25 protein-coding genes and 1 tRNA gene are annotated in these 24141 nt (G+C 64.7%); 18 read left to right on the top strand and 8 right to left on the bottom strand.

The window, feature by feature from the left end:
* Position 1 precedes the first annotated feature (1 nt).
* From E8M79_RS12555 to E8M79_RS12540, 4 genes are all read right to left on the bottom strand, one after another.
* On the bottom strand, positions 2-919 hold the full coding sequence (locus E8M79_RS12555) for an esterase (RefSeq protein WP_137152226.1): 918 nt from the start codon (positions 917-919) through the stop codon (positions 2-4).
* 44 nt (positions 920-963) lie between these two features.
* Positions 964-2943, bottom strand: coding sequence for a glycoside hydrolase 43 family protein (locus E8M79_RS12550; protein ID WP_137152225.1), 1980 nt, complete (start codon positions 2941-2943; stop codon positions 964-966).
* Positions 2944-3103: 160 nt separating this feature from the next.
* Positions 3104-4459, bottom strand: a complete 1356-nt coding sequence (locus E8M79_RS12545) for a HAMP domain-containing sensor histidine kinase (protein ID WP_171015843.1) — start codon at positions 4457-4459, stop codon at positions 3104-3106.
* Position 4460: 1 nt separating this feature from the next.
* A complete protein-coding gene (locus E8M79_RS12540) occupies positions 4461-5138 on the bottom strand; it encodes a response regulator transcription factor (RefSeq protein WP_137152223.1) in 678 nt (225 codons plus the stop codon).
* Between the two features lie 199 nt (positions 5139-5337).
* On the opposite strand from E8M79_RS12540, the gene E8M79_RS12535 reads away from it, so the two are divergent.
* Together E8M79_RS12535 and E8M79_RS12530 are read left to right on the top strand one after the other, a co-directional pair.
* Positions 5338-6030, top strand: a complete 693-nt coding sequence (locus E8M79_RS12535; RefSeq protein WP_137152222.1) for an ROK family protein — start codon at positions 5338-5340, stop codon at positions 6028-6030.
* 5 nt (positions 6031-6035) lie between these two features.
* On the top strand, positions 6036-8336 hold the full coding sequence (locus tag E8M79_RS12530; protein WP_137152221.1) for a glycoside hydrolase family 15 protein: 2301 nt from the start codon (positions 6036-6038) through the stop codon (positions 8334-8336).
* Positions 8337-8754: 418 nt separating this feature from the next.
* On the opposite strand, the gene E8M79_RS12525 is transcribed toward E8M79_RS12530, so the two are convergent.
* Both E8M79_RS12525 and E8M79_RS12520 read right to left on the bottom strand, forming a co-directional pair.
* On the bottom strand, positions 8755-9168 hold the full coding sequence (locus E8M79_RS12525) for a hypothetical protein (RefSeq protein ID WP_137152220.1): 414 nt from the start codon (positions 9166-9168) through the stop codon (positions 8755-8757).
* A 156-nt stretch (positions 9169-9324) separates the two neighbouring features.
* On the bottom strand, positions 9325-10233 hold the full coding sequence (locus tag E8M79_RS12520; protein ID WP_137152219.1) for a LysR family transcriptional regulator: 909 nt from the start codon (positions 10231-10233) through the stop codon (positions 9325-9327).
* Positions 10234-10424: 191 nt separating this feature from the next.
* Here E8M79_RS12520 and E8M79_RS12515 point away from each other — a divergent pair, with 191 nt between their 5' ends.
* From E8M79_RS12515 to atzF, 8 genes are read left to right on the top strand one after another with little or no spacing between them, the layout of a single operon-like run.
* Entirely contained in the window at positions 10425-11552 is a 1128-nt protein-coding gene (locus E8M79_RS12515; protein WP_137152218.1) for a BMP family ABC transporter substrate-binding protein, read from the top strand.
* Between the two features lie 4 nt (positions 11553-11556).
* Positions 11557-12681 (top strand): ABC transporter permease, encoded by a 1125-nt coding sequence (locus E8M79_RS12510; protein WP_137152217.1) that lies wholly within the window; start codon positions 11557-11559, stop codon positions 12679-12681.
* On the top strand, positions 12678-13604 hold the full coding sequence (locus E8M79_RS12505; protein ID WP_137152216.1) for an ABC transporter permease: 927 nt from the start codon (positions 12678-12680) through the stop codon (positions 13602-13604). The genes E8M79_RS12510 and E8M79_RS12505 overlap by 4 nt, the downstream gene beginning before the upstream one ends.
* 10 nt (positions 13605-13614) lie before the next feature.
* Positions 13615-14292, top strand: coding sequence for an isochorismatase family cysteine hydrolase (locus tag E8M79_RS12500; protein WP_137152215.1), 678 nt, complete (start codon positions 13615-13617; stop codon positions 14290-14292).
* Positions 14289-15806 (top strand): ABC transporter ATP-binding protein, encoded by a 1518-nt coding sequence (locus E8M79_RS12495; protein ID WP_137152214.1) that lies wholly within the window; start codon positions 14289-14291, stop codon positions 15804-15806. The genes E8M79_RS12500 and E8M79_RS12495 overlap by 4 nt, the downstream gene beginning before the upstream one ends.
* Positions 15803-16471: an isochorismatase family cysteine hydrolase gene (locus tag E8M79_RS12490; protein ID WP_137152213.1), complete on the top strand. Its 669-nt coding sequence runs from the start codon at positions 15803-15805 to the stop codon at positions 16469-16471. The genes E8M79_RS12495 and E8M79_RS12490 overlap by 4 nt, the downstream gene beginning before the upstream one ends.
* The gene (locus E8M79_RS12485; protein WP_137152212.1) at positions 16461-16805 is read left to right on the top strand and encodes a cupin domain-containing protein; all 345 of its coding nucleotides are present in this window, start codon (positions 16461-16463) and stop codon (positions 16803-16805) included. The genes E8M79_RS12490 and E8M79_RS12485 overlap by 11 nt, the downstream gene beginning before the upstream one ends.
* Positions 16806-16840: 35 nt before the next feature.
* Positions 16841-18634, top strand: coding sequence for an allophanate hydrolase (gene atzF, locus E8M79_RS12480; RefSeq protein ID WP_137152211.1), 1794 nt, complete (start codon positions 16841-16843; stop codon positions 18632-18634).
* Between the two features lie 94 nt (positions 18635-18728).
* On the opposite strand, the gene E8M79_RS12475 is transcribed toward atzF, so the two are convergent.
* Positions 18729-19316, bottom strand: coding sequence for a HupE/UreJ family protein (locus E8M79_RS12475; RefSeq protein WP_137152210.1), 588 nt, complete (start codon positions 19314-19316; stop codon positions 18729-18731).
* A gap of 201 nt (positions 19317-19517) precedes the next feature.
* On the opposite strand from E8M79_RS12475, the gene E8M79_RS12470 reads away from it, so the two are divergent.
* Together E8M79_RS12470 and E8M79_RS12465 are read left to right on the top strand one after the other, a co-directional pair.
* Positions 19518-19910 carry an MAPEG family protein gene (locus E8M79_RS12470; protein WP_137152209.1) on the top strand — a complete coding sequence of 131 codons (393 nt, stop codon included), beginning with the start codon at positions 19518-19520 and terminating at the stop codon, positions 19908-19910.
* Positions 19911-19966: 56 nt separating this feature from the next.
* A tRNA-Trp gene (locus tag E8M79_RS12465) sits at positions 19967-20042 on the top strand.
* A gap of 83 nt (positions 20043-20125) precedes the next feature.
* On the opposite strand, the gene E8M79_RS12460 is transcribed toward E8M79_RS12465, so the two are convergent.
* The gene (locus tag E8M79_RS12460) at positions 20126-20407 is read right to left on the bottom strand and encodes a hypothetical protein (RefSeq protein WP_137152208.1); all 282 of its coding nucleotides are present in this window, start codon (positions 20405-20407) and stop codon (positions 20126-20128) included.
* Between the two features lie 278 nt (positions 20408-20685).
* Here E8M79_RS12460 and secE point away from each other — a divergent pair, with 278 nt between their 5' ends.
* The 6 genes from secE (at position 20686) to rplL (ending at position 24075) form a co-directional block, all read left to right on the top strand.
* Positions 20686-20883 carry a preprotein translocase subunit SecE gene (secE, locus tag E8M79_RS12455; protein ID WP_137152207.1) on the top strand — a complete coding sequence of 66 codons (198 nt, stop codon included), beginning with the start codon at positions 20686-20688 and terminating at the stop codon, positions 20881-20883.
* Positions 20884-20925: 42 nt separating this feature from the next.
* The gene (gene nusG, locus E8M79_RS12450; protein WP_137152206.1) at positions 20926-21456 is read left to right on the top strand and encodes a transcription termination/antitermination protein NusG; all 531 of its coding nucleotides are present in this window, start codon (positions 20926-20928) and stop codon (positions 21454-21456) included.
* 222 nt (positions 21457-21678) lie between these two features.
* The gene (gene rplK, locus E8M79_RS12445; RefSeq protein ID WP_137152205.1) at positions 21679-22107 is read left to right on the top strand and encodes a 50S ribosomal protein L11; all 429 of its coding nucleotides are present in this window, start codon (positions 21679-21681) and stop codon (positions 22105-22107) included.
* A 3-nt stretch (positions 22108-22110) separates the two neighbouring features.
* Positions 22111-22803: a 50S ribosomal protein L1 gene (gene rplA, locus E8M79_RS12440; RefSeq protein ID WP_137152204.1), complete on the top strand. Its 693-nt coding sequence runs from the start codon at positions 22111-22113 to the stop codon at positions 22801-22803.
* 312 nt (positions 22804-23115) lie between these two features.
* Positions 23116-23637: a 50S ribosomal protein L10 gene (gene rplJ, locus E8M79_RS12435; RefSeq protein WP_137152203.1), complete on the top strand. Its 522-nt coding sequence runs from the start codon at positions 23116-23118 to the stop codon at positions 23635-23637.
* 66 nt (positions 23638-23703) lie between these two features.
* Positions 23704-24075, top strand: coding sequence for a 50S ribosomal protein L7/L12 (gene rplL / locus E8M79_RS12430; RefSeq protein ID WP_137152202.1), 372 nt, complete (start codon positions 23704-23706; stop codon positions 24073-24075).
* The last annotated feature ends 66 nt before the right edge of the window (positions 24076-24141 follow it).

Here is a 24141-nt window from a genome sequence, read left to right as displayed (position 1 = left end):
GTCAGGGCCGCGAAAAGGCCCGGAACGGGTTGGCGTGAGTCAGTTGCACGATGGTCTCCTGCGTCACGCCGTGGGCCAGGAGTTCCGGAATGAGCTCGGTGCTGACCACAGTATAGGGCTTGGGCGTTCCGCCGCCGGGCAGGGCGGGGTCGAACCAGCCGCGGTCATGGCTGATCAGCAATTGCGGCCCGAGCCCCGCCTCAAGCGCGCGGACAATCAACGCCGCACTCTCGGCCACCGGCACGGCGCCAATATTGTCATATTCGATCCAGGCGCCGCGTGCCGCGATGGCCTTGTGCAGCCCGAAATCGGGCTCGGCATGGGTGTGGATGGAGACAAAACGATCGATGGCACCGCCCTCGGCGGCGATGATATCGAGCTGGTCCATCACCACCCGTCCACGGATGGTGTGGCTGCCGATCAGGGCCCCGGTGGCCTTGGAGGCGCGCACGGCGGCGCGCAGGATGCGGGTCTCGAGCGGGGTGATGCCGTCATCCCCGGCGCTGATCTTGATCCAGCCGGCCGGCACGCCCGTCTCGTCCATGCCATCGGTGAGTTCGCCCAGCATCCAGTCGCCCAATTCGGCCTCGCTGGCCTCGCGCACCCAGTCCGGAATCCAGGGTTCGCGATAATTGCCGGTCGGCACGACGATGGGGAAATTGGTGGCGAGGCTCACCGCGATGTCCATGTCGGCGCGGCGTCCGACGCCGCCGGTGGAGCATTCCACCAGCGCCGTGACGCCCAGCGCCTTGATGGCCTCGATCTCGGGCACCATCAGCGCCAGCACTTCGGCCTCGTCGGCCTCGGCATAGCCCGGCTGGTCGGGCGTGCGCAGGTCCACGAACACATGTTCATGCGGCAGGATCATCCCGAACTGGTCGGCACTGCGCTTGCCCAGGGTGGTGTAGAGATAGGTCATCGATCTTCTCGCGGCTTGGGTTGCGGGGCCAGGATTGCGGACAATCAGCTGACGATAAAACGGAAACGAACGCCGTCCAACCCATCGGGCCGGGGCCCGGGGCTGTCGGCGCGCACCATGCCATCGGCATGGATGTGCAGATAGCGGTGAGTGACGAGCGACATCAGGATGATCTCGCCGGTCGGCGTCTCCATCCATTGGAATTCGGTGGCACTGCCGGTCAGCCCGCCCAGGCTCACCACGCCGCCTGCCGTCACTGACAGCGGACCATCGGCATGGCGGAGGATCACGCGGCCCAGCGCGACGGCCTCGACACTGAGCGTCATCGGCGGGCCGGCCACTACGGTACCGACGTCCACCGCCAGCCCGACGCTTGGGTCTTGCGCCAGCACCAGCGTGCCGCTGGCCCCGGCCGGAATGGGCTGCATCAGGCCGCGCGGATGCGGCTCGTCGAGGGTGAAGCTGTCGAAATCGGCGTGGCCACCGGCCTGACCCTGGGCGTTATAGGCAAACAGCGCATAGCGGATGCCCTGGAAGGTCTTGAGCTGGAAGATCATGATGTGGCGGGGACCGATGGGCGCAAAGTGCGCGCCATCGATCGAGACCAGAAGTTGCGCCTCTTCGCTGAGAAAGTCGCTGTCCGCCCGCAACCAGATAGTGCTCGCCTCTGTCGCCTGGGTCAGTGTTTCGCCGGTCTGATAGTCAAAGTGCCGGATTTCAAAGCCGGTGGTGGTGCGGGCCAGGCCCGCCCAGCGCCAGGGCATGCCGAGTAGCGCGAGACCCGCCACGTCGCCTACCGCCAGTCCTGACGCATCGAGTTGTGCGGTCGCTATGGAGCGTGGGCCGATAGCGCGCTGGGTCAGGCTGTTGCGGGCCGACCAGAAGTCCTTGGCGGGCATTGTGTGCAGCCGCAGGTAGCCAGGCCGCTTGGTGAGCGACCATTTGTCCGCCACCGGCACATGGTTCCATTGCCAGAGCGGGTTCAACTCGGTCGCGTCGAAATCATCGCTGCGCTGTGGCCAGGGCACGGCAATGGCGGTCTCGGGCACGGCGGGCTTGACCCAGGTGCGCGGGGTGCGGCCCAGGTTGCCGGGCAGGCCGAAATAGGGCCAGCCATCCTGCCAGGTGATCGGCGAGAGGCAAGTGAGCCGGCCCAGCGCGTTATAGTCCATCATGGACCAGCCCCACCATTGCCCGTCGGGCGTGTCAACAATGCCGCCCTGGTGCAGGTTGAGGCGGCCATTGTTGCCGGGGTTGGGCGGCACGATTTCAAAGGGTGGCTCGGGCGTGAAGGGAATGCCGGCCCCCTTGATCTTGTGGCCGTCGACGAGGCCAAAGTCCTCATCGATCGAGATCGCCGGATTGACCTCCCAGGGGCCATCGAGATGCTCGGCCCGGGCGCAGGGCATGCGCATGCGGCCGACGAACCAGGCGCTGGTGATCAGATATGTGCCGTTGACCTTATAGAAATGGGCGCCTTCGCCCATCAGGCTGTCCGGTGGCGTCAGGTCGCGCTCGGTGCCGGGCAGCACATGGTGCAGCGTTGGGTCAAGTTCGGCGATCTTGAGATTGCGATAGCCCCAGACAACATAGGCGCGGCCATCGTCGTCAAAAAACACCGTCAGGTCATGGTAATTGTAGCTGGCTTCGCTGTGCTGCCAGGGGCCGCGCGGATCGCTGGCGGTGAATATCTGCGTCTTCTGCTTGTTGACGTTGGAGAAGATGTAGAACTGGCCATCGCGATAGCGGATGCAGGGCGCCCAGATGCCCTGGCCATAGATTTCGCCGCCCTCCAGCCGGAATTCGGGCCCGAGGTCGAGCTGATCGAGCGCATAGCCCAGCAGCGTCCAGTTCACCAGATCGGTCGAATGCAACACCGGCAGGCCCGGCATGGTGTGCATGGTGGTGCCGGTCATATAGAAGTCGCTGCCGACCCGGATGATGTCGGGGTCGGAAAACTCCTCGTAGAACAACGGGTTGGTGAACGTGCCGTTGCCGTTGTCCGCGGTCCAGGTGGTGGCCATGGGGCTGTCTTTTCGCGATGGTGCGGCGCGCGTGAGGCGGCGGGCACGGTGTGATGGGAGAGCGACCGTCCTCCAACAGTCATTCGCATCATAGCCGTTGATATGGATCACGCAATCGGCGCGCCGCACTTTTGTCGCCCTGCGCAGGACTTTGGCTCGGTCAGGCCCGGGAAAAGGCCGCTTGCGGCAGCAGCGTCAGGCGAGCGGTCAGGCCCGGATTGGCATCCTCAAGCACGATGCCGGCGCGGTGGCGGGCGGCGATGGCCTTGACCATGGCCAGCCCCAGCCCGGTGCCGCGTTCGTCGCGCTCGGCATTCATGCGGTAGAAGGGCGCGAACACGCTGTCGCGCTGCTCGGCCGGAATGCCGGGGCCGCTGTCGCTGACCCACACCACCGGCGCGCTGTGGCCTTCGGCAAGGCCCAGGGTGATGGCCGCGCCCGGACCTGCATAGCGGGCGGCATTCTCGATCAAATTGACCAGCAATTGCTGCAGCATGCGGCGGTCGCCGAAGGCGGGGGACACCGGCCCGCTGGGCGCCATATAGGCGATAGTCTGCTGCTGGTCTTCCATCACCGGCGCAAAGGTCTGCGCCAGATCGGCCAGCATGGCGCCCATGTCGAAGGGGGCAAAGGCTGAGGTGTCGTCCGAGGCCTCGATGCGCGAGATGCGCAGGATGGTGTCGAGCGTCGCCTTGAGCCCCTCCATCTCGTCCTCGACCCGTTCGAGATAGCCCGCGGTTTCCTCGGGCGGGGCGGCAACGGCGTTCTGCAGCAGGATGGAGACGCGGTTGAGCGGGGATTTCAGGTCATGGGCGATGGCGATGGCCGTGTTGCGCAGGCTCGCCATCAGTTCGGACAACCGGTCGAGATAGGCGTTGATCTCGCGCGACACGAAATCGAACTGGTCGTTGCGGTCGCTGATCGGCAGGCGCACCTCGGTATTGCCGCCGGCCACGCTTTCCAGCGTCCGGGCCAGCTGCCGCAGCTTGCGCGAGGCGCTCTGGCTGGCGATGTAGCCGACAGCAAGGCCGGACAGGGCAATCACCAGCCCCGCCAGCGTCAGCGTGCCCAGCACGGCCTCGCCCACCTGGCTGGCCGCCTCATTGGCGCCCGCGACCACCACGATATGGTCGCCGATCATGCCGGCACGGGCCAGCATGGCGCGGGCCGGCTCGGTTGCCGTGGCGGGGAGGGTGATGGTGCCCCAGCCGGTGAAAGCGGGTGCGGTGGCGATATTGCCGGCGACAGCGACGCCGCCCTGGGTGAACAGGCCAAAGGCAAAGCTGGGCGCGGCGCGGGTGGCGCTGGCCCAGGTGATGAACTGCGCCAGGCCCAATTCGCCCGCCCGCTGCTCGGCATCCTGCATCAGCACAAAGTCCTCTGCCACGCTGGCACGCAGCTGCTCGGTCAGGGCGCTCGAAATGCGGTTATAGGCAAACAGACCGGCAATGCTGAGCACAATGACGAGCACAGCCGTCACCAGCAGCATGGAGCGAAAGGTCTCGCCCGAGGTCACATTAGCGTGGTGCGTGAATCGAATAGCCCGAATTCCTCGTGGTGTGGATGAGCGCAACATCGAACGGCTTGTCCACCTTGCTGCGCAGCCGGCTCATATGGGTTTCCACCACTGTGGTGCGGGGGTCGAAGTTGAAATCCCATACCTGTTCGAGCAGCATGGTCTTGGTCAGGATGCGCCCGGCATTGCGCATCAGCACCTCGAGCAGGGCATATTCCTTGGCCAGCAGCTCGATCTGCTCGCCACCGCGGCGGGCCACATGGGTCAGCAGGTCCAACTCCAGGTCATGCACGGTCAGCCGCGTGGTCTGCCCGGTTTCCTGCGGACGGCGGGTGAGGGCGGTGATGCGGGCCATCAGCTCGGAGAAATGGAATGGCTTGACCAGATAGTCGTCGCCGCCGGCGAGCAGGCCCTCGACCCGATCGTCGACATCGCCCATGGCGGTGAGAAAGATCACCGGCACGGCGCAGGCCGCGGCGCGCAGCGCCTTGAGCACCGATAGGCCATCCATGCCCGGCATCATGCGATCCAGGATCAGCAGGTCACAGCTGTTGTAGAGGCAGAACGAGAGCGCATCGCGGCCGTCGGTCACATGCTCGACGCTGTGGCCCTCCTGGCTCAGGCCATTGATCAGGAACTGGGCCGAGGTGCGGTCGTCTTCGGCAATCAATATCTTCATGGTCGCGCCACTGGTCCGGTTCTTAACAGCCCTCTGGGGAGCCTTGTTGGCGCTATCATGGCATGTCCAGCCAAAGCTGCAATTGGCGCCCGGCTTACAAATCTGCAAGATTGGCCGCAGATCCCGGCTGGCCGCAAATGGACCACAGTCCTTCTGGCATGTCGGACGCTCACTCGCCCGAACAAGGGGACTCAGCGAAATGGACGATAGTGCCAAGGCGCCGGCAATTGTGCTCAGCGTTGATGTTGGGGGATCGCATGTCAAATGCCTCACCAGCGCGGGCGGTGCGCCGCTGCGGGCCGTTTCCGGCCCGGACATGACGGCCGAGGCCATGTGCGCGGCGGTCAGGACCATGATGGATGGTCAGGCCTATGACTGTGTCACCATCGGCTATCCAGGCCCGGTGGTGCATAACCGGCCCATTGCCGAGCCGCACAATCTGGCCGCCGGCTGGGTGGGTTTTGACTATGCGGCGGCGCTGGGCAAGCCGGTGCGGATCGTCAATGATGCGCTGATGCAAGCCCTTGGCAGCTACGAGGGTGGGCGCATGCTGTTTCTCGGACTGGGCACGGGGCTGGGCGCAGCAATGATCGTCGATGGTATTGCCGAGCCGATGGAGCTGGCGCATCTGCCCTATAAGAAGGGCAAGACCTTTGAGGATTATGTCAGCGAGGCGAGCCGCGAATCCCGCGGCAACAAGGCATGGCGCAAGGCGGTTTTTGACGTGGTGGAGCGCCTCACCGCGGCGCTGGAGCCCGACTATGTGGTGATCGGGGGTGGCAATGTGGACCACCTCAAGGAGCTGCCGCCCAAGTGCCGCCGTGGCGAAAATGACAACGCCTTCGCTGGCGGATTCCGCGTTTGGGCTGACACAGCGTTGACCGAAGAGTGACCGAAATGCAGCCGATCAAGAACGCGCCGCCCGGTGCTCCCGGAATTGCCCCCACCTGGTCGTCCAGCGACAAGGATGCAGTGACCACGGCGCTGGGCAGTAGCCGCATCTGGGCGACCATCGGCCATGGCATCGTCAACGAGGTCTATTGGCCCTCGACCGGCCATCCGCAGATCCGCGACCTCGGTTTCATCGTCGCCGGCCCCGATGGCTGGACCGAAATCAAGCGGGCCAATCGCTATGCCATTTCCACCCCGCATGATGGCGTGCCGCTGCCCAAGGTGGTGCATGAGGGGCCGGGCTATCGGCTGGAACTGGAATTCCTCTGCCATCCGCTGCGCGACACGCTGCTGATCCGCTATGCGCTGTCGGGCGACGGCATGCGCCTTTATGCCCTGTTGGCGCCGCATCTGGGCGGCAACGCCAGCAATGATGCCTTTGCCAGCGACGAACTGTCGGCGCTGGGCGCCAATGTGGCGCTGTGCCTGCGGGCCGATAGCGGCTTTTCGCGCAGCAGCGCCGGCTATGTCGGCTACTCGGATGGCTGGCAGGATTTTCACGCCAATGGCGCCATGGCCTGGAGCTATCCCGAAGCACGGGATGGCAATGTCTCGCTGATGGGCGAGCTGGCGGCCAATAGCGGCACGCTGTCACTGGGCTTTGCCGAAACGGCGGAGGGCGCGCGGACCCTGTCGCGCTCGGGCCTGGCGGATGATTACGATGAGACGCTCGATCTCTTCGTGGCGCAGTGGCAGCAATGGACGGCAGGGCTGCGCATTCCCTATGCCACGCCGCAGTTGACGCGGGCGGCCGAGCTCTCGGCTTCGGTCATCAAGGTGCATGAGGATCGCACCTATGCCGGCGCCGTGGTGGCCAGCCTCAGCGTGCCCTGGGGCAGCAGCCATGATGATGCCGGCGGCTATCATCTGGTGTGGACGCGCGACACGGTCGAGGCGGCCTTCGCTCTGGTCACCATCGGCAAGCTTGAGGATGCCGGGCGCACTCTAGATTATTTGATCGGCACCCAGGCCGATGACGGCAGCTGGGCGCAGAACTATTTCCCCGACGGTCGTGGCTATTGGACCGGCAAGCAGCTCGACGAGGTGGCGCTGCCGGTGCTGCTGGCCGCCAAGCTGCAGGCGGCCGGGCACCTGACCTTCAGCGCGCCCGAGCAGGCCATGGTGCGCAAGGCGATTGGCTTTATCGTCCGCAACGGGCCGATGAGCGATCAGGACCGCTGGGAAGAGAATGCCGGCGCCAGCCCCTTTACCCTGGCGGTGGTGATTTCGGCCCTCGTGGTTGGCGCAGAATATTTCGGCGACGCCGAGCGGGACTATCTCTTGGCGCTGGCTGATTGCTGGAACGAGCGCATCGAGGACTGGACCTATGCTGCCCAGGGGCCACTGGCCGCTGATGCCGGCATTGCGGGCTATTATGTCCGCATGTCGCCGCGCCCGGCCGAAGGCGGGCTGGCCGGAGCCATCGACCGGCGTAATGTTGCCAATGGTCGGGTTGAGGCCAAGGCTTTGCTGGGCATGGAGTTTCTCTATCTGGTGCGCACCGGGCTGCGCTCGCCGCATGACCCGCGCATCGCCGACACGGTCAAGCTGGTCGATCATGTGCTGCGCCGGGAGACGCCGAGCGGGCCGAGCTATTATCGCTACAATGGCGACGGCTATGGCGAAAAGGACGATGGCAGCGCCTTTGACGGCATTGGCATCGGCCGGCTGTGGCCGCTGCTGACCGGCGAGCGCGGCCATTATGCCGTCGCGGCCGGGGAGGACCCGGCGCCCTATCTTGACGCCATGGTGCGCATGGCCGGGCCGGGAGGCCTGCTGCCCGAGCAGATCTGGGACAGCGCCGCCATCCCCGAGCGGGGCCTTGAGCCCGGCAAGCCGAGTGGCAGCGCCATGCCGCTGGTCTGGGCGCATGGCGAATTGCTCAAGTTGCTGGCCGCCTCGGTCACGGGTCGCAGCGCCGAGAGCTTTGCTCAGGTCGAGACCCGCTATGGCGGGCAGGCGCCCCAGGCGGCGTGCTGGATCTGGCGGGAAAGCAGCGCCTTTGCCAGCGTGCCCCAAGGGCGGTCTGTGCGCATCGAAAGCGAAAAGCCCTTCGTGCTGCATTTCGGCGATGGTGACTGGAAACAGGTCAGCGAGCGCGATGCCACCCCGCTGGGTTTCGGCATGCATGGCGTTGAGTTGGACAGCGCGGTGTTGGCCCAGTTCGGCATGGTCCGCTTTACCCTGTTCTATCCCGACCGGCAGGCGTGGCGCGAACAGGACTTTGCCATCGCCATGCGCGACTAGATCGTCTCAAGTTTAGATGGACGTGGTTCTATCGCCCCTCCCCCCCTGAGGGGGAGGGTTGGGGAGGGGGGTGGTGCCGTGGGCCACCGATGGACCCCCTCCCTCGTTCCCTCCCCTCAAGAGCTTGCACTCGGGCGCGCCGAGGCGCGACCCGGGTGGGGAGGGAGGCAAAGGCGCCGGAAATCCACTGAAGAGTGACCCGATCTATTGCGGTCCGGAATTTCCGCGAAGCGCAAGGACGGTATTCGCCCCTGCATGACGTGTTGGAGTGCACACCAAAACGCCCCGGCAGAGGGCTTGCCGAGGCGTTTGGCAGATCAGGGGCGGCGCGGACGCGGGACGTCGTCCGGCCGCCGCACCAGCGGTCAAAAGCGGCCCTTGGGAGGATCAGGCCGAGAGGGTTGACCGCCGGGATGGCTTACGAGACGTAGATCGACACATTGCCGGCGCCGTCCGACACCAGGTCGACAACGTCATTGATGGCGATGTGGTTGGCTTCGAGCAGCTTGGCGGCTTCCGCATTGGCCTTGATGGCTTCGCGGAGCTGGCCGATCGACTGCGCATCCGTGGTCAGCAGGTCCACCGCCTTGGCCGTATCGTCGTCCTTGCTCCAGGCCGTATCATACTTGATGACCGACACCGTCTTGGCGCCGACCAACTCGGTGACTTCGGACGGGTTGAAGACGCCCAGCTGGCTGCGGAAGTCCGCGATCGCCATGCCACTGCCCGGGTTGGCCGTGGTGAACGTCGGGGCAGCGAAGGCCGCGCCGGCCGAAACGATCACGGCAAAGGCAACAATGGCGGGGGAGGCAATCTTGGCAAAGCTCTGCATTTTGATCTCCTATTGCGAGGCTTGAAACGGATCGGGGCGGAGAAACCGTTGGCCGGTCGCGGTTGATGCATCGGCATCAACACAAACAGGATTAGGCGCGTCAGTTTGCCTGCACTTCGCCTGAGCTATACTTTTTTGTCAGGTTGGCGGTCGCCGTCACGCCAGCTCATATTCGTCGGCAAAGGCGGCTGAGAGCTGGGCGGCGAAGCGGGCGGCGGCGACGGGCAGGGTGCGGCCCTTGAGCTGGCCCATATAGAGAATGCCGGCGGGCACATCGCGCTTGTCGAGCGGGGTGGAGACCACCATGCCGCCGGTCTCGGACAGCGACAGGCCGATGGGGATCTGGAACGACACCAGATGCTCCTGGGCTGCGTAGTGGCGCAGGAAGTCGAAGCTGTCGGATTCGATCATCGGCGTCAGCGCGCGCGATGTGCGCAGCGCCGCCAGTTCGAGCAGATTGCGCACGCCATAGGGCAGGGTGGGCAGCGCAATCGGATAGTTGAGGCAATCGCCCAGCCTGAGGCTCGGCCTGTCGGCCAGCGGATGATTGCGGGCCATCACCGCATGCACGGGCTGGCGCACGCTGATGATGGTGTGGAACTCGGCCATGCGCACCGGCTCGAAGACGATGGCGAGATCGGCCGTGTGATCGGCCAGCGCCCGCTCGGCGGCTTCGCGGTCGCGCACATGCACGCCAAAGCTCACATTGGGATGGGCCTGGCGGTAGAGCGCGATCTGGCTGGGCAGGAAATAGGGCACCAGCGCCTGGCTGCAGGCGATCGAGACATGGCCACGGCGGACGCCGGAGAGGTCGGCGATCTGCGAGCGCACCCGGTCCATGTCGCTGAGCTGGTTGCGGATATAGTGGATCAGGATTTCCCCGGCGCTGCTCAGGCGCACGCCGCGCGGCAGGCGCTCGAAGATCGGCGCGCCCAGCTCTTCCTCAAGATCGAGTATGCGCCGGTTGAGCGCGGTGGAGGTGATCGAGAGCGCCTCGGCGGCCTTGCGGATGGAGCCGGCCTTGGCCACGGCGACGATATAGCGGGCCGATGTCAGGTAGCGCATGGCGTCCTCGCGGCTGGGGATTTCGAGTGATGCGTTTTTTGCAGCACTCAAGCCAAAAGATAGCACCAGACATGCGCAGTAACATCTGAAATCGTCGGCCTCGGAACAACAGTGTGGATCGAAGCGCGGGCCTTGGGGGCACCGCCCGATCTGTGGACGCAGCCGTTTTCCGCCAGCTGGAGGCAGAGACAATGATCGATGACCGTCAATTCAATCGCCGTGGCTTCTTGAAGTCGGGGGCAAGCCTGGTCGGGCTGGCCGCCGCAGGCAGCCTGCTGCCGCTCTCGGCGGCGCGCGCCGCGCCGCTCACCGTGGGCTTCATCTATGTCGGGGCCAAGGATGACTTTGGCTACAACCAGGCCCATGCCGAAGGCGCCGCGGCGCTCAAGGCCATCGAGGGCGTGACTCTGGTCGAGGAAGAAAACGTCCCCGAGACGGTCGATGTGCAAAAGACCATGGAGAGCATGATCAATTTTGATGGTGCGAGCCTGATCTTCCCGACCTCGTTCGGCTATTTCGACCCTCATATCCTGGCCATGGCGCCGAAATATCCTGATGTCCGCTTCCAGCATGCCGGTGGCATGTGGAGCGCCGACAAGCATCCGATGAACGTCGGCTCGTACTTCGGCTATATCGGCATGGGCCAGTATCTGAACGGCATTGCCGCCGGCCATGCCACCAAGACCAAGAAGATCGGCTTTGTCGCGGCCAAGCCCATTCCGCAGGTGCTGCTCAACATCAACTCGTTCCTGCTGGGCGCACGCTCGGTTGATCCCACCATCACCTGCCAGGTGATCTTCACCGGCGAGTGGTCCATGGCGGTCAAGGAAGCCGAGGCGGTCAATGCCCTGGCCGACCAGGGCGCTGACGTCGTCACCTGCCATGTCGATGGCCCCAAGGTTGTGATGGAGACCGGCGCCGGTCGCGGCATGTTCCTGTGCGGCTATCACGCCAGCCAGGCGTCGCTGGCCCCGGACAAATATCTCACCGGCGCCGAGTGGAACTGGGCGCAGGTCTATACCGAGATGGTGAACACGACGCTCTCGGGCGGCACCATTCCCAATTTCGTGCGCGGCGGGCTGGCGCAGGGCTTCATCAAGATGAGCCCGCTGGGTCCGGCGGTGTCGGCCGAGGCGCGCACCCAGTTCGAGGCCACCCAGGCCGAGATCATGAAGGGCGGCTTTGCCGCCATCAAGGGCCCGCTCAAGGACAACAAGGGCAATGTGATCGCCACCGAAGGCCAGAGTTTCGCCGAAGACGATGTCGCGCTCGAGAGCATGGACTATCTCGTCGAGGGCGTCGTCGGGTCGATCTCGTAACGCCATGGATACGGGCACTCCACAGGGCCTGTCTTCCAGCAGCACGGCAGGGGCAACAGCGCCTGCCGGGCCATCCCTGGCGGCCATGATGCGGCGCAGCGAGGCGGTGGCCCTGCCGCTGCTGGCGCTGATTGCGGGCCTCGCGGCCTTCGGCGTGTTTCTGCTGCTGCTGGGCAAGTCGCCGATCGATTTCTACGGCTATGTGTACCAGGCCGGGTTCGGCTCAGCCTTCTCCTGGGAAAACACGCTGTCGCGGGCAGCACCACTCCTGCTGGCCGCGCTCTGCGTGGCGATCCCGGCCCGGCTGGGCCTGGTGGTGATCGGCGGCGAGGGCGCCATTGTGCTGGGCGGCGTTGCCGCCGGGGTGACCGGCGCCAGCTTTCCGGGCCTGGGCCTGGGCGGCATTGCCCTGATGGCTGTGGCGGGGGCGCTCACCGGCGCCTTGTGGATCGGCGCGGTGGGCTGGATGCGCGTGCGGCGCGGCGTTAACGAGACCATTTCGAGCCTGTTGATGGCCTATATTGCCATCGCGCTGATGAACCACTTCGTCGAGAGCGTGTTCCGCGATCCGGCAAGTCTCAACAAACCATCGACCGCCCCGCTGGAGGAGGCCTATCGGCTGGCCGACATGCCGGGCATGGCCGTGCATTGGGGGCTGGGCATTGGCCTGGTCGCCTGCATCGTCAGCTATATCGTGATGGAGCGCACCACCTGGGGCTTTGCCGCGCGCATCGTCGGCGGCAATGTGCGGGCGGCGCAGATCCAGGGCCTGCCCACCGGCCGGCTGATCCTGGGCTTTACGGCCCTCGCGGGAAGTTTTGCCGGGCTGGCCGGCATGGTCGAGGTCAGCGCCGTGCATGGGTCGGCCAATGGCTCGCTGGCGGCGGGCTATGGCTATACCGGCATATTGATTGCCTTCCTCGCCCGCCACAACGCGCTGGCCATCATTCCGGTGGCGGTGCTGCTGGCCGGGTTCGAGGCCTCCAGTGGCCTGGTGCAGCGGCGGCTCGACCTGCCCGACGCCACCATGCTCGTGCTGCAGGGCCTGGTGTTCGTGGCGATCCTGGTCAGCGAGACGCTGGTGGGCCGCTTCCGCCTGTTCAAACCAGAAACATGGGTGCGCGCATGAATGGGCTCGACATCGGCTGGTGGGGCGTGCCCATCGCCATCATTGGTGGCGCGATCCGCGTCTCCACACCCTTTATCTTCGTTAGCCTGGGCGAATGCCTGACCGAGCGCTCGGGGCGCATCAATCTGGGGCTCGAAGGTACGCTGGTGTTTGGCGCCATGGCTGGCTATGCGGTGGCCTTCCACACCGGTTCGCCCTGGGCCGGGGTGGCTGCCGCCGCCTTGGCCGGCATGATGTTTGGCCTGCTGCATGGCTGGTTGTGCAGCCTGCCCAAGGTCAACGACATTGCCGTGGGCATTGCGCTGATGCTGTTCGGCACCGGCATCGCCTTCTTTTTCGGCAAGCCCTATATCCAGCCCGTGGCGCCCGACCTGCCGGCCATTCCCTTGGGCTGGTGGACCGACATTCCCCAGCTCGAGGCAGCGCTGCGCGTCAATGTGCTGTTCGTGGTGGGCGCGATCCTGGCCTTTGCCATGGCCTGGATGTTCAAGGCGACGCGCATCGGACTGATCGTGCGGGTGGTCGGCGACAGCACCGATGCGGCGCGGGCCATGGGGCTTGACCCCAATTGGGTGCGGCTGTGGTCAACGGCGGCCGGTGGCGCGCTGGCCGGCATCGGCGGCGCTTATCTGTCGCTCTATTATCCCGGCAGCTGGAACGAGGGCATTTCCTCCGGCCAGGGCCTGATGGCCGTGGCGCTGGTGATTTTTGCCCGCTGGAACCCGATCAACTGCCTGTGGGCTGCGCTGCTGTTCGGCGGCGCTGGCGCGCTGGGGCCGGCCCTGCAATCGGTCGGCGTGTCGGAAGGCTATTACCTCTTTTTCGCGGCGCCCTATGTGCTGACGCTGGGGCTGCTGGTGGCAACCAGTTCTCCCACCCAGGCCATTTCCGGCGCGCCGGGCGAACTCAGCATTACCAAATAGGAGCGGCATCATGCCCACCATCGCGGCAGACCCCTATAACTGGCCCTATAATGGCGATCTGCGGCCGGAAAACACGGCGCTGGTCATCATCGACATGCAGACCGATTTCTGCGGGGAAGGCGGCTATGTCGACTCCATGGGCTATGATTTGAGCCTCACTCGCGCGCCGATTGAGCCGATCAAGGCGCTGCTGGCGGTGATGCGCCAGAAGGGCTTTCACATCATCCACACCCGCGAGGGGCATCGGCCCGATCTGGCGGACCTGCCGGCCAACAAGCGCTGGCGCTCGCGCCAGATGGGGGCAGGGATCGGCGATCCCGGCCCCTGCGGCAAGATCCTGATCCGGGGCGAACCGGGCTGGGAGATCATCGACGAGCTGGCGCCGCTGCCGGGCGAGGCCATTATCGACAAGCCGGGCAAGGGCAGCTTTTACGCCACGGACCTTGACCTGTTGCTGCGCAACCGGGGCATCGAGAACCTGCTGCTCACCGGCATCACCACGGACGTGTGCGTGCACACCACCATGCGCGAGGCCAATGACCGGGGCTATGAATGCGTGCTGGTGGAGGATTGCTGCGGCGCCACCGATCCGGGCAATCACGCCGCGGCCATCCACATGGTCAAGATGCAGGGCGGCGTGTTCGGTTCGGTCAGCAATAGCGCCGCCATCATCGAGGCGCTGGCATGACTGCGCTGGCGCCCATTGGCGTCGAAACGGTCGGAATGACCATGAAATTCGGGGCCTTCGTGGCCTTGGATAATGTATCGATTCAAGTGCGGCCGGGCACATTCCATGCGCTGCTGGGTGAGAATGGCGCCGGCAAGTCGACCCTCGTCAAATGCATGATGGGCTTTTACCACCCCACATCGGGCCAGTTGATCGTGGGCGACCGCGAGGTGAGCATTGACGATCCCCGTGCCGCCCATGCCCATGGGCTGGGCATGGTCTATCAGCATTTTACCCTGGTGCCGTCGCTGACCGGGGCGGAGAACCTGGTCATCAACCGGCCCGACGTGCCGGCGGTGATCGACTGGGCGGACGAGCGCGGCGCGCTGGCGGACTTCATGGCCACCATGCCGTTTGCCGTGCCGCTCGATGTGCCGGTCAGCCGGCTGTCGGCGGGCGAAAAGCAGAAGCTCGAACTGCTCAAGCAACTCTATCTCGGCCGCAAATTCCTGATCCTGGATGAACCCACCTCGGTGCTGACGCCGGCGGAAGCCGACGAACTGCTCGGCATGGTGCGGCAGATGACGGTGCAGGCCGGGCTCACCGTGCTGATGATCACGCACAAGTTCCGCGAAGTGACCGCCTATGCCGACGAGGTCTCCGTGCTGCGGCGGGGCCGCTATGTCGGCGGCGGCAAGGTGGCCGAGCTCAGCCATGCCGATATGGCGGCGCTGATGATCGGCGAAAAGACCCTGTCGCAGAAGGCGGCGCGCAGCGGCGTGCCGGGCGATGCCGTGCTCAGCTTGCGCGGCGTGCAGGCGGTGGACCGCTCCGGGCTCAAGCAGATCAGCCTCGACAGTCTCGATGTTCGCGCTGGCGAGATCGTCGGCGTGGCCGGAGTGTCGGGCAATGGCCAGACCGAGCTGATGGAGCTCTTGGCCGGCCAGCGCCCCTATCAGGCCGGCGCCATTGCAGTGAAGGGCCACGCCTATGACGCCAGCCGCACCCAGGCGCGCGCGGCCAATGTGCGCTATCTGCCCGAGGAGCCGCTGCACAATGCCTGTGCCCCGCGCATGAGCGTGGCGCAGAACATGGCTTTTCGCGATTTCGACGAAGACGCCCAGGGCAAGCCGCGCTTCTGGCTCGACACGGGCGCCATGCGGGCCAAGGCCCGTGAGCTGGTGGCCGCCTATAACGTCAAGACCACCTCGATTGACAGCCCGATTGCCGCGCTGTCAGGCGGCAATGTGCAGCGGGCCGTGCTGGCGCGCGAGCTGACCGGTCCGGTGGATCTGCTGGTGATTTCCAATCCCTGCTTCGGGCTGGATTTCTCGGCGGTGGCCGAAATCCGGGCCCGCATTATGGCGGCGCGCAATTCGGGAACGGCAGTGTTACTGATCAGCGAGGATCTCGATGAAATCCTTGAACTATCGGACCGGGTGCTGGTGATGTCGGAAGGGCGCATTGCCTTTGAGACGCCCATCGGCGCCGCCGATATCGGCGAAATCGGCCAACACATGGCGGGGCACGCATGAGCCTACTATCCGCGCGTCCCTTCGCCATCGACATCGATCCGGCCCGCACGGCGCTGATTGTCATCGACATGCAGCGCGATTTCGTCGAGCCGGGTGGCTTCGGCGCGAGCCTGGGCAATGATGTCACGCTGCTGCAGGCCATCATTCCCACCGTGGGCCGGCTCATCGCGGGTTTCCGCGCGGCCGGCGTTACCGTGATCCACACGCGCGAATGCCATGTCCCGGACCTCTCGGACTGTCCGCCGGCCAAGCGCAACCGGGGCAATCCGGCGCTGCGCATTGGCGATGCCGGTCCGATGGGCCGCATTCTGGTGGCCGGCGAGCCCGGCGCCGATATCGTGCCCGAACTGGCGCCAATTGTCGGCGAGATCGTCATCGACAAGCCGGGCAAGGGGGCCTTCTACGCCACCGAGCTCGGCAAGATCCTCGCCGATCGCGGTATTCGCCAATTGGTATTTGCCGGCGTCACCACCGAGGTCTGCGTGCAGACCAGCATGCGCGAGGCCAATGACCGTGGCTTTGAGTGCGTGCTGGCGACCGACGCCACCGAGAGTTATTTCCCCGCCTTCAAGCAAGCGACGCTGGAGATGATCGCGGCGCAGGGTGGCATTGTCGGCTGGCTGGCGACCACCGACGAGATTGTGAGTGCCCTGCATGGCTCCTAGCATCACCCATCCCGGCTTTCTCGCCGGCGCCTGGCGGGATTTCCCCTTCGAGCCTTTCCATCCCGGCGTCGAGATCTGCCGCCTGCATGATGAGGGCGAGGGCGGGGCGGTGGCCCTGCTGCGCTATGCCAAGGGCGCCAGCGTGCCGCGCCATCTGCACCAGGGCATCGAGACCATCTTGGTGCTCGAGGGCGGCCAGAGCGACGATGCCGGCAGCTATGGCGCGGGCGCGCTGGTCATCAATCCCACCGACACATCCCATGCGGTCGCCTCGGCACAGGGCTGCGTCGTCCTCATCATCTGGGCCAAGCCGGTCCTGATGCTGACTTCCTGACTGTGTGACTATTCTGAACTGCAAGGACTTTGCCTATGTCTGCCATTGCCCTGACGCTGCCCAGCCTGCGCGCCGCCTATGCGGCGGGGACATCGCCCCGCGAGATTGTCGAACAGGTGTTCGCCGGCATAGCCGCGGTCGCTGATCCAGCCATTTTCATCCATCTGCTGGACAAGGCCGAGGTGCTGGCGGCGGCCGATGCGCTGGGCGCCTATGATCCCACGCGGCCGCTCTGGGGCGTGCCTTATGTCATCAAGGACAATATCGATGCCGCGGGCAAGCCGACCACGGCGGCCTGTCCGGCCTATGAATATGTCGCTGCCGAGGATGCCTTTGTCGTTGCGCAATTGCGGGCGGCCGGCGCGCTTTTGATCGGCAAGACCAATCTCGACCAGTTCGCCACCGGCTTGGTCGGCGTGCGTTCGCCCTATGGCGTGCCGCGCAATTCCATCGACCCGGCCATCGTGCCGGGCGGTTCATCGGGCGGGTCGGGCGTGGCCGTGGGCCATGGGCTGGTGACGTTTTCGCTGGGCACCGATACGGCGGGCTCGGGCCGCGTGCCGGCGGCGCTCAACAATATCGTGGGCCTCAAGCCGACGCTGGGCACGCTTTCGGCTTCGGGCGTGGTCCCGGCCTGCCGGACGCTCGATACCATCTCGATCTTCGCCCTCACGGTGACGGATGCCTATGCGGTGTTCTCCGTGGCCAGTGCCTATGACGCCTCCGATGCCTATGCACGGCGCTTTCCGACGCGGGCGCTGACGGCGGCGCCGGCTCGGCTGCGGGTGGGTATTCCCGATGCCGGCAGCGTCGAGTTCTTCGGCGACAGCGTGCAGGCGGACTCCTTTGCGCGCAGCGTCGATGCGCTGCGCCAGTCTGGCGCCGAGATCGTCGAGATCGATTTTGCCCCGCTCTATGCCGTCGCCCGCATGCTCTATGAAGGCGCCTGGGTGGCCGAGCGCTATACGGTGATCGAGGATCTGCTCAAGACCAATCCCGACGCCATCCACCCGGTGACCCGCAAGATCATCACCGCGGCCGAGCAACTCAGCGCCGCCGATGCCTTCCGGGGCATCTATCGGCTGGCCGAGCTCAAGCGCCTGGCCGAGCCGGCGCTGGCGGGGGTGGACCTGCTGTGTGTGCCGACCATTCCGACGTTCTATTCGGTGGCTGATCTTGCGGCCGATCCCATCGGGCCCAATTCGCGGCTGGGCACCTATACCAATTTCGTCAATCTGCTCGACATGTGCGGCATTGCCGTGCCGGCGGCGCGGCGCAGCGATGGCCGGCCGGGCAGCGTGACCCTGCTGGCCCCGGCGGGCGCCGATGGGCTGGTTGCCGCCGTGGCGCAGGGGCTGGAGCGGCATTTCCCGCACAATCTCGGGGCCACCGACTGGGGTTTTGCCGATGCGGCGCCGATGGCGCCCGCAATCGAGGCCGACGAGATGGAGATCGCCGTCTGCGGCGCGCATATGACCGGCCTGCCGCTCAATGGTCAGCTGACCAGCCGCAAGGGCCGCTTCCTGCGCGCTGTCGAGAGCGCGCCCGAATATCGCTTCTATGCGCTGGCCGGCGGCCCGCCCAAGCGGCCGGGCATGGTGCGGGTGTCCTCGGGTGGCAGTGCCATCAAAATGGAGATCTGGGCCTTGCCGCGCGCGGCCTTTGGCGATTTCGTCGCCGGCATCCCGTCACCGCTCGGTATCGGATCGGTGGTGCTGGCCGATGGCAGCAGCGTCAAGGGTTTCATCTGCGAGGCCATTGGCGCCGAGGGCGCCACTGACATCTCCCATCTCGGCGATTGGCGGGCGTTCCTGGCGCAGCAGGCGTAAGTCAGTCGTAACGTAGGCGTTACGGATAGTTCCGGACGCAAAAAAGGGGAGACGGCGATTGCCCGTCTCCCCTTTGGCTTTGTGGGTGTGAGGCCTAGAGCCAGCCGGCCAGGATGCCAACGCCGCCCAGAGCCGCAAGGCCACCGGCCAGGCGCGTGATCCCATCGGCATGGCGACCGGCGAGCCGGGTCACGCCGAGCGTGGCGGCAATGCCGGAGAGATGCAGCAGGCCCGTGGCCAGCAGGAAGCCGGCGGCATATTCCAGCGCCGCGGCCGAGGCCGGCATTTCGGCGCCATGGGCATGGCCGTGGAACAGGGCGAAGATGCCCACCAGGGCCATGGCGGCCGTCTGGGGCAGGGGGCGGCGCAGCGTGGCGGCCGCGCCGATGGCAATGCTGGAGAGCGCGATGCCGGTCTCGACCAGCGGCAGACCCGTGCCGGCAATGCCCAGGCCAAAGCCGACCACCATCATGGCCATAAAGCTCAGCGGCACCGCCCAGAGCGCGCGCCCGCCCAGGGCCGCGGCCAGAATGCCAACGGCAACCATGGCCAGCAAATGATCCAGCCCGCCCAGCGGATGGGCCAGGCCGTGGGAAAAGCCCATCACATGGTCAAGACCAGGGTGGGCGAATGCCATTGTGGGGGTGAGCAGCACCAGGGCCAGCGAGAGAACGAAACGCATCAGCTTCCTTCCGGGACCGGTCGATCCCTGAGTGAACAATATCGGCGCCCGCCGCGGATTCCCAAACTCGCCTAACCTTTATTGGCCGGTGACGCAGATTTGTAAATAAGGGGCGCGGCATTGCCGGCATGATCGGCTGGCGGAGCAGGCCGGTTGGTCGTATGCAGGCGCATTGCCGACCCAATCTTACAGGTAACCCCCATGTTATTGATCATTCTTCTCGTGCTGGCGCTCACGGTCGTTCAGGCCTTGCTGCCGGGCAAATATCTCACCGAACAAGTGGGCCCCGCCGCCCAGATGGGCCCGCGCGATGAACTGCCGCCGCCCTCGCTGATGCTGGCGCGTTCGCGCCGCGCGCTGGCCAATCTGCACGAGACGCTGCCGGTCTTTCTGACTCTGGCGGTGCTGTCGATCGTGCTGGGCGAGCAGGGCTGGCTGTCGCTGGCCGGTGCCGCGCTGTTCCTGGTCGGCCGGGCCGTGCATGTGGTGTGCTACCTCAAGGCGCTGTCGCCCTGGCGCTCGCTGGCCTTTTCGGTGGCCTTTGTGGGCCTGTTGCTGCTGGTTGTCCCGCTGGTGCCCCATATCTTCGCCTAGCCTGCGCAAGGCTCTTGCGAAACGGCCGTTTTGCCATTAGACACGGCCTCGCCTGAAGGGGTTTAGCTCAGTTGGTAGAGCATCGGTCTCCAAAACCGAGGGTCGTGGGTTCGAGTCCCCCAGCCCCTGCCAGGCACAAATCTTCCAAAATCACATGATCTGCTGGCGCGCCCGCATGGGTGCGCTGCTGGCTTTGCCGGCAGGGTCAGCCAGGCCTATTCGGCTGCGACAGCCAGCTTCGTGGTGTGGCGGGTCTTGAGCTTGTTCAGCTGATGGGCGGCATGGGCGAGCAGGGCGGTGCGCACCTCGGCCGTGGATACGGCGCCGACATCGGCCTTGACCTTGAGGTCGAGGTGATAATTGGTGACATTGCCCAGGAACAGTTCCTGAATCTGCACGCGCACAAGCCCGGTGATCCGGCCGGGAATGGCACGGTGCGGCCCAAAATGGCGGATTTCGCAGCTCTTCACGACAAAGTCGGATGCGGACGCAGTCATGGCACGCCCCCTGCAGCCATTACGTTCCCTAGTAAGGTCTATAAAATCCAATGCATCGGGCGAATCAAGAGTGATTCGTCGAGTTCTCCCACTGTCGTTAACGTGGGGTGGAGCCGGAGCCGCCTGCCGACCGGGAAAAGGCCGCGCCGGCGGGGCAGATTCTTGGCCGGGCATGTTGCAATTGGCCGGGACTTTCTCTAGATAGCGACATTCGAGCCGTGCGGGAGTCCTGCGCGGCCTTTGGTTTTGCGCCAAAAATACGAAGAGTAGATTTGCCGATGGCCCGTACAAACCCGATCACTTTTCTGCAGCAGGTGCGGCAGGAAGTTTCCAAGGTCACCTGGCCGGGTCGTAACGAAGTCCTGATCTCGACGATCATGGTCATCGTTCTGGTCACCGCGGCAAGCCTGTTCTTCCTGGCTGCAGACCAGATCATTTCCTGGCTGGTCGGGCTGATGCTGTCGATCCGCGCTTAGGCCGGGTACTGAACTTAGTTGAATTAGGAGCGGCGGCGCTTAATGGCCATGCGGTGGTATATCGTTCAAGCTTACTCGAACTTCGAGCGCAAGGTGGCGGAAGACATCCGTCAGAAGGTTGCGCAGAAGAAGCTCGAGCACCTGTTTGAAGACGTGATCGTGCCGACCGAAAAGGTCGTCGAGATCCGCCGTGGCCGCAAGGTCGACGCCGAACGCAAGTTCTTCCCCGGCTATGTGCTGGTCAAGATGGACATGACCGACGAGGCGTTCCACCTGATCAAGAACACGCCCAAGGTCACCGGCTTCCTCGGTTCGGACAACAAGCCGATGCCGATCTCGGAAAAGGAAGCCCTCTCCATCCTGCAGCAGGTGCAGGAAGGGGTCGAGCATCCCAAGCCGTCGGTGTCCTTCGAAGTGGGCGAGAATGTCCGCGTGTCCGATGGCCCCTTCGCCAGCTTCAATGGCGTGGTGGAAGAAGTCGACGAAGAGCGCGCCCGCCTCAAGGTGGAAGTGTCGATCTTTGGTCGCCCCACCCCGGTGGAGCTCGAATACGGTCAGGTCGAAAAGGTCTGACCGCCTGGCGCCTGACGGGCGCTGCACCAATTCTGGCTTGCGCCAGATGGCTGCCGGGTTTATCCGGCGGCACCCGCCAGCGTGCTGGCGGTAAATCTGTGGAAGAGGGCGGTTGCTGCCAGGCATCCGGATAGACCTCGGACCACAGCGTCAAACGGTCCGCGTGACAGCGGACGAACCGGGGCGTTGCGCAAGCACGCCACCAGAAACTGAAGGACGATTATGGCAAAGAAAATCGTTGGCTACGTAAAGCTGCAGGTGCCCGCGGGCTCCGCGACGCCGTCCCCGCCGATCGGGCCGGCTCTCGGTCAGCGCGGCCTGAACATCATGGAATTCTGCAAGGCCTTCAATGCCGCCACGCAGGAAATGGAAAAGGGTTCGCCCATTCCGGTCGTGATCACCGCCTATGCCGACAAGAGCTTCACCTTCGAGATGAAGCAGCCGCCGGTCACCTACTTCATCAAGAAGGCCGTCAACCTGAAGTCGGGCAGCAAGCTGCCGGGCAAGGAATCGGCTGGTACGATCACCGTGGCTCAGCTGCGCGACATCGCCCAGAAGAAGATGAAGGATCTCAACGCCGACAATATCGACGCTGCTGTGTCGATGATCGCCGGCTCTGCCCGTTCCATGGGCATTCAGGTCGAGGGCTGATAGATGGCACACGTTGGTAAGAAGATCGCCAAGGCCCGTGAGGGCATCGACCGCAACAAGCTCTACAAGCTTGATGAGGCCGTGAAGATGGTCAAGGCGCGCGCCTCGGCCAAGTTCGACGAGACCGTCGAGATCGCCATCAACCTGGGCGTTGACCCCCGTCACGCCGACCAGATGGTCCGTGGCGTTGTCACCCTGCCGAACGGCACGGGCAAGACCGTCCGCGTTGCCGTGTTCGCCAAGGATGCCAAGGCAGACGAGGCCCGCAAGGCTGGTGCCGACATCGTTGGCGCCGAAGACCTGATGGAACAGATCATGGCCGGCAAGATCGATTTCGATCGTTGCATTGCCACCCCCGACATGATGCCGCTGGTCGGCCGTCTGGGTAAGATCCTGGGCCCGCGCAACCTGATGCCGAACCCCAAGGTTGGCACGGTTACCCCCGACGTCGCCGGCGCCGTCAAGGCTGCCAAGGGTGGCGCTGTGGAATACCGCGTTGAAAAGGCCGGTATCCTGCATGCTGGTGTTGGCAAGGTGTCCTTCTCCGAGGAAGCCCTGCTGCAGAACATCAAGGCGTTCACTGACGCCGTGCAGCGGTCCAAGCCCGCTGGTGCCAAGGGCACCTACGTCAAGCGCGTCGCCGTTTCCACGACGATGGGCCCGGGCGTGCATGTGGAGCCGGCTTCGGCTCTGTAAGAGAATTTCGGGCGGCTTCGGCCGCCCGGATAGCTCCCCGCAAGGGGAGTTAAGTCCTGTCCGAGACTGCAGGTGCCAGCCGATCCGGGTTGGCTTAAAATCGCAAGATGCCAGCATAGATGGGGTGACAACCAGGATTTTCCGGCCCGCAAGGGCAGGGGTGATCAGGGTTCGAACCAGGCCAGTTGCCCTTTGGGCAGCACGGTTGACAGGCATGTAACCGTTGCTCCTCTCCTCCAGTTCTGGAGATCGGAGGGCAGCAATTGGCAATGGCCCGACAGACTTTCGTCGGGCTCAATGTGGAGACTAGCAGTGGAAAGAGCGGAAAAGCGTGAGCTTGTCGCATCGCTTCAGTCAGCCCTGTCGGGCGCTGGATCGATCGTCCTTGCGCAGAATGCCGGTCTGACCGTCGCCAACCTTGAATCGCTTCGTCGCGAAATCAAGGCCGCTGGCGGCCAGGTCAAGGTCGCAAAGAACCGTCTTGCCAAGCTTGCTCTTAAAGACACCGACAATGCGGACATGTCGGCCCTTCTTACCGGGCCGATCGTCATCGCTTATGCGGCCGACCCCATGACTGCGCCCAAGATTGCGGCGAAGTTTGCTGAAAAGAACGCGAAGTACGTCGTTCTTGGTGGCGCCATGGGCAAGACCGCGCTTGACGCGAACAACGTCAAGGCGCTGGCGACCATGCCCTCGCTGGATGAACTGCGTGCAACGCTGGCCGGGATGCTCAAGCAGCCCGCAACGCGTATCGCGTCGGTCATCGTGGCACCGGCAGGCGGCATTGCCCGCGTGCTGGCCGCCCATGCGGAAAAGAGCAACGAAGCAGCGTAACCCCCATCGGTCCTCTCAAGGGACCATCTGGTTTGAACTGAACACCTAAAAAGAGAGATTTATCAAATGGCTGATCTCGCCAAGATCGTAGACGACCTGTCTGCCCTGACCGTTCTGGAAGCTTCCGAGCTGTCCAAGATGCTCGAAGAGAAGTGGGGCGTTTCCGCCGCCGCTCCGGTTGCCGTTGCCGCCGCTGCTGGCGCTCCGGCCGCTGCCGTTGAAGAAAAGACCGAATTTGACGTGATCCTCGCCTCCTTCGGCGACAACAAGATCAACGTCATCAAGGAAGTCCGTGCCATCACCGGTCTGGGCCTGGGCGAAGCCAAGGCGCTGGTTGAAGCCGCTCCCAAGGCTGTCAAGGAAGGTGTCAACAAGGCTGAAGCCGAAGACATCAAGAAGAAGCTGGAAGCTGCCGGCGCCAAGGTCGAATTCAAGTAATTTCGACTTCTGCCTTGAAATTTGCGAGATGGCGCTTTATGTGCCATCTCGCATTCTCGTTTTGCG

The organism is Devosia sp. FKR38, from assembly GCF_005222805.1.
GTDB lineage: Bacteria > Pseudomonadota > Alphaproteobacteria > Rhizobiales > Devosiaceae > Devosia.
The sequence above is the reverse complement of the archived record's forward strand: the minus strand, read 5'-3'. Positions and strand labels throughout refer to the sequence as shown.

What these genes read in the sequence shown, in the direction of transcription:
- E8M79_RS12500 (WP_137152215.1), top strand. Translation starts at nt 13,615, where the DNA reads ATGCCCACCATCGCGGCAGACCCCTATAACTGGCCCTATAATGGCGAT.
- E8M79_RS12495 (WP_137152214.1), top strand. Translation starts at nt 14,289, where the DNA reads ATGACTGCGCTGGCGCCCATTGGCGTCGAAACGGTCGGAATGACCATG.
- rplA (WP_137152204.1), top strand. Translation starts at nt 22,111, where the DNA reads ATGGCACACGTTGGTAAGAAGATCGCCAAGGCCCGTGAGGGCATCGAC.
- E8M79_RS12460 (WP_137152208.1), bottom strand. Translation starts at nt 20,407, where the DNA reads ATGACTGCGTCCGCATCCGACTTTGTCGTGAAGAGCTGCGAAATCCGC.
- nusG (WP_137152206.1), top strand. Translation starts at nt 20,926, where the DNA reads ATGGCCATGCGGTGGTATATCGTTCAAGCTTACTCGAACTTCGAGCGC.
- E8M79_RS12535 (WP_137152222.1), top strand. Translation starts at nt 5,338, where the DNA reads ATGGACGATAGTGCCAAGGCGCCGGCAATTGTGCTCAGCGTTGATGTT.
- E8M79_RS12540 (WP_137152223.1), bottom strand. Translation starts at nt 5,138, where the DNA reads ATGAAGATATTGATTGCCGAAGACGACCGCACCTCGGCCCAGTTCCTG.
- atzF (WP_137152211.1), top strand. Translation starts at nt 16,841, where the DNA reads ATGTCTGCCATTGCCCTGACGCTGCCCAGCCTGCGCGCCGCCTATGCG.
- E8M79_RS12505 (WP_137152216.1), top strand. Translation starts at nt 12,678, where the DNA reads ATGAATGGGCTCGACATCGGCTGGTGGGGCGTGCCCATCGCCATCATT.
- E8M79_RS12470 (WP_137152209.1), top strand. Translation starts at nt 19,518, where the DNA reads ATGTTATTGATCATTCTTCTCGTGCTGGCGCTCACGGTCGTTCAGGCC.
- E8M79_RS12490 (WP_137152213.1), top strand. Translation starts at nt 15,803, where the DNA reads ATGAGCCTACTATCCGCGCGTCCCTTCGCCATCGACATCGATCCGGCC.
- E8M79_RS12555 (WP_137152226.1), bottom strand. Translation starts at nt 919, where the DNA reads ATGACCTATCTCTACACCACCCTGGGCAAGCGCAGTGCCGACCAGTTC.
- E8M79_RS12520 (WP_137152219.1), bottom strand. Translation starts at nt 10,233, where the DNA reads ATGCGCTACCTGACATCGGCCCGCTATATCGTCGCCGTGGCCAAGGCC.
- E8M79_RS12515 (WP_137152218.1), top strand. Translation starts at nt 10,425, where the DNA reads ATGATCGATGACCGTCAATTCAATCGCCGTGGCTTCTTGAAGTCGGGG.
- E8M79_RS12530 (WP_137152221.1), top strand. Translation starts at nt 6,036, where the DNA reads ATGCAGCCGATCAAGAACGCGCCGCCCGGTGCTCCCGGAATTGCCCCC.
- rplK (WP_137152205.1), top strand. Translation starts at nt 21,679, where the DNA reads ATGGCAAAGAAAATCGTTGGCTACGTAAAGCTGCAGGTGCCCGCGGGC.
- E8M79_RS12475 (WP_137152210.1), bottom strand. Translation starts at nt 19,316, where the DNA reads ATGCGTTTCGTTCTCTCGCTGGCCCTGGTGCTGCTCACCCCCACAATG.
- rplL (WP_137152202.1), top strand. Translation starts at nt 23,704, where the DNA reads ATGGCTGATCTCGCCAAGATCGTAGACGACCTGTCTGCCCTGACCGTT.
- E8M79_RS12550 (WP_137152225.1), bottom strand. Translation starts at nt 2,943, where the DNA reads ATGGCCACCACCTGGACCGCGGACAACGGCAACGGCACGTTCACCAAC.
- secE (WP_137152207.1), top strand. Translation starts at nt 20,686, where the DNA reads ATGGCCCGTACAAACCCGATCACTTTTCTGCAGCAGGTGCGGCAGGAA.
- E8M79_RS12525 (WP_137152220.1), bottom strand. Translation starts at nt 9,168, where the DNA reads ATGCAGAGCTTTGCCAAGATTGCCTCCCCCGCCATTGTTGCCTTTGCC.
- E8M79_RS12510 (WP_137152217.1), top strand. Translation starts at nt 11,557, where the DNA reads ATGGATACGGGCACTCCACAGGGCCTGTCTTCCAGCAGCACGGCAGGG.
- E8M79_RS12485 (WP_137152212.1), top strand. Translation starts at nt 16,461, where the DNA reads ATGGCTCCTAGCATCACCCATCCCGGCTTTCTCGCCGGCGCCTGGCGG.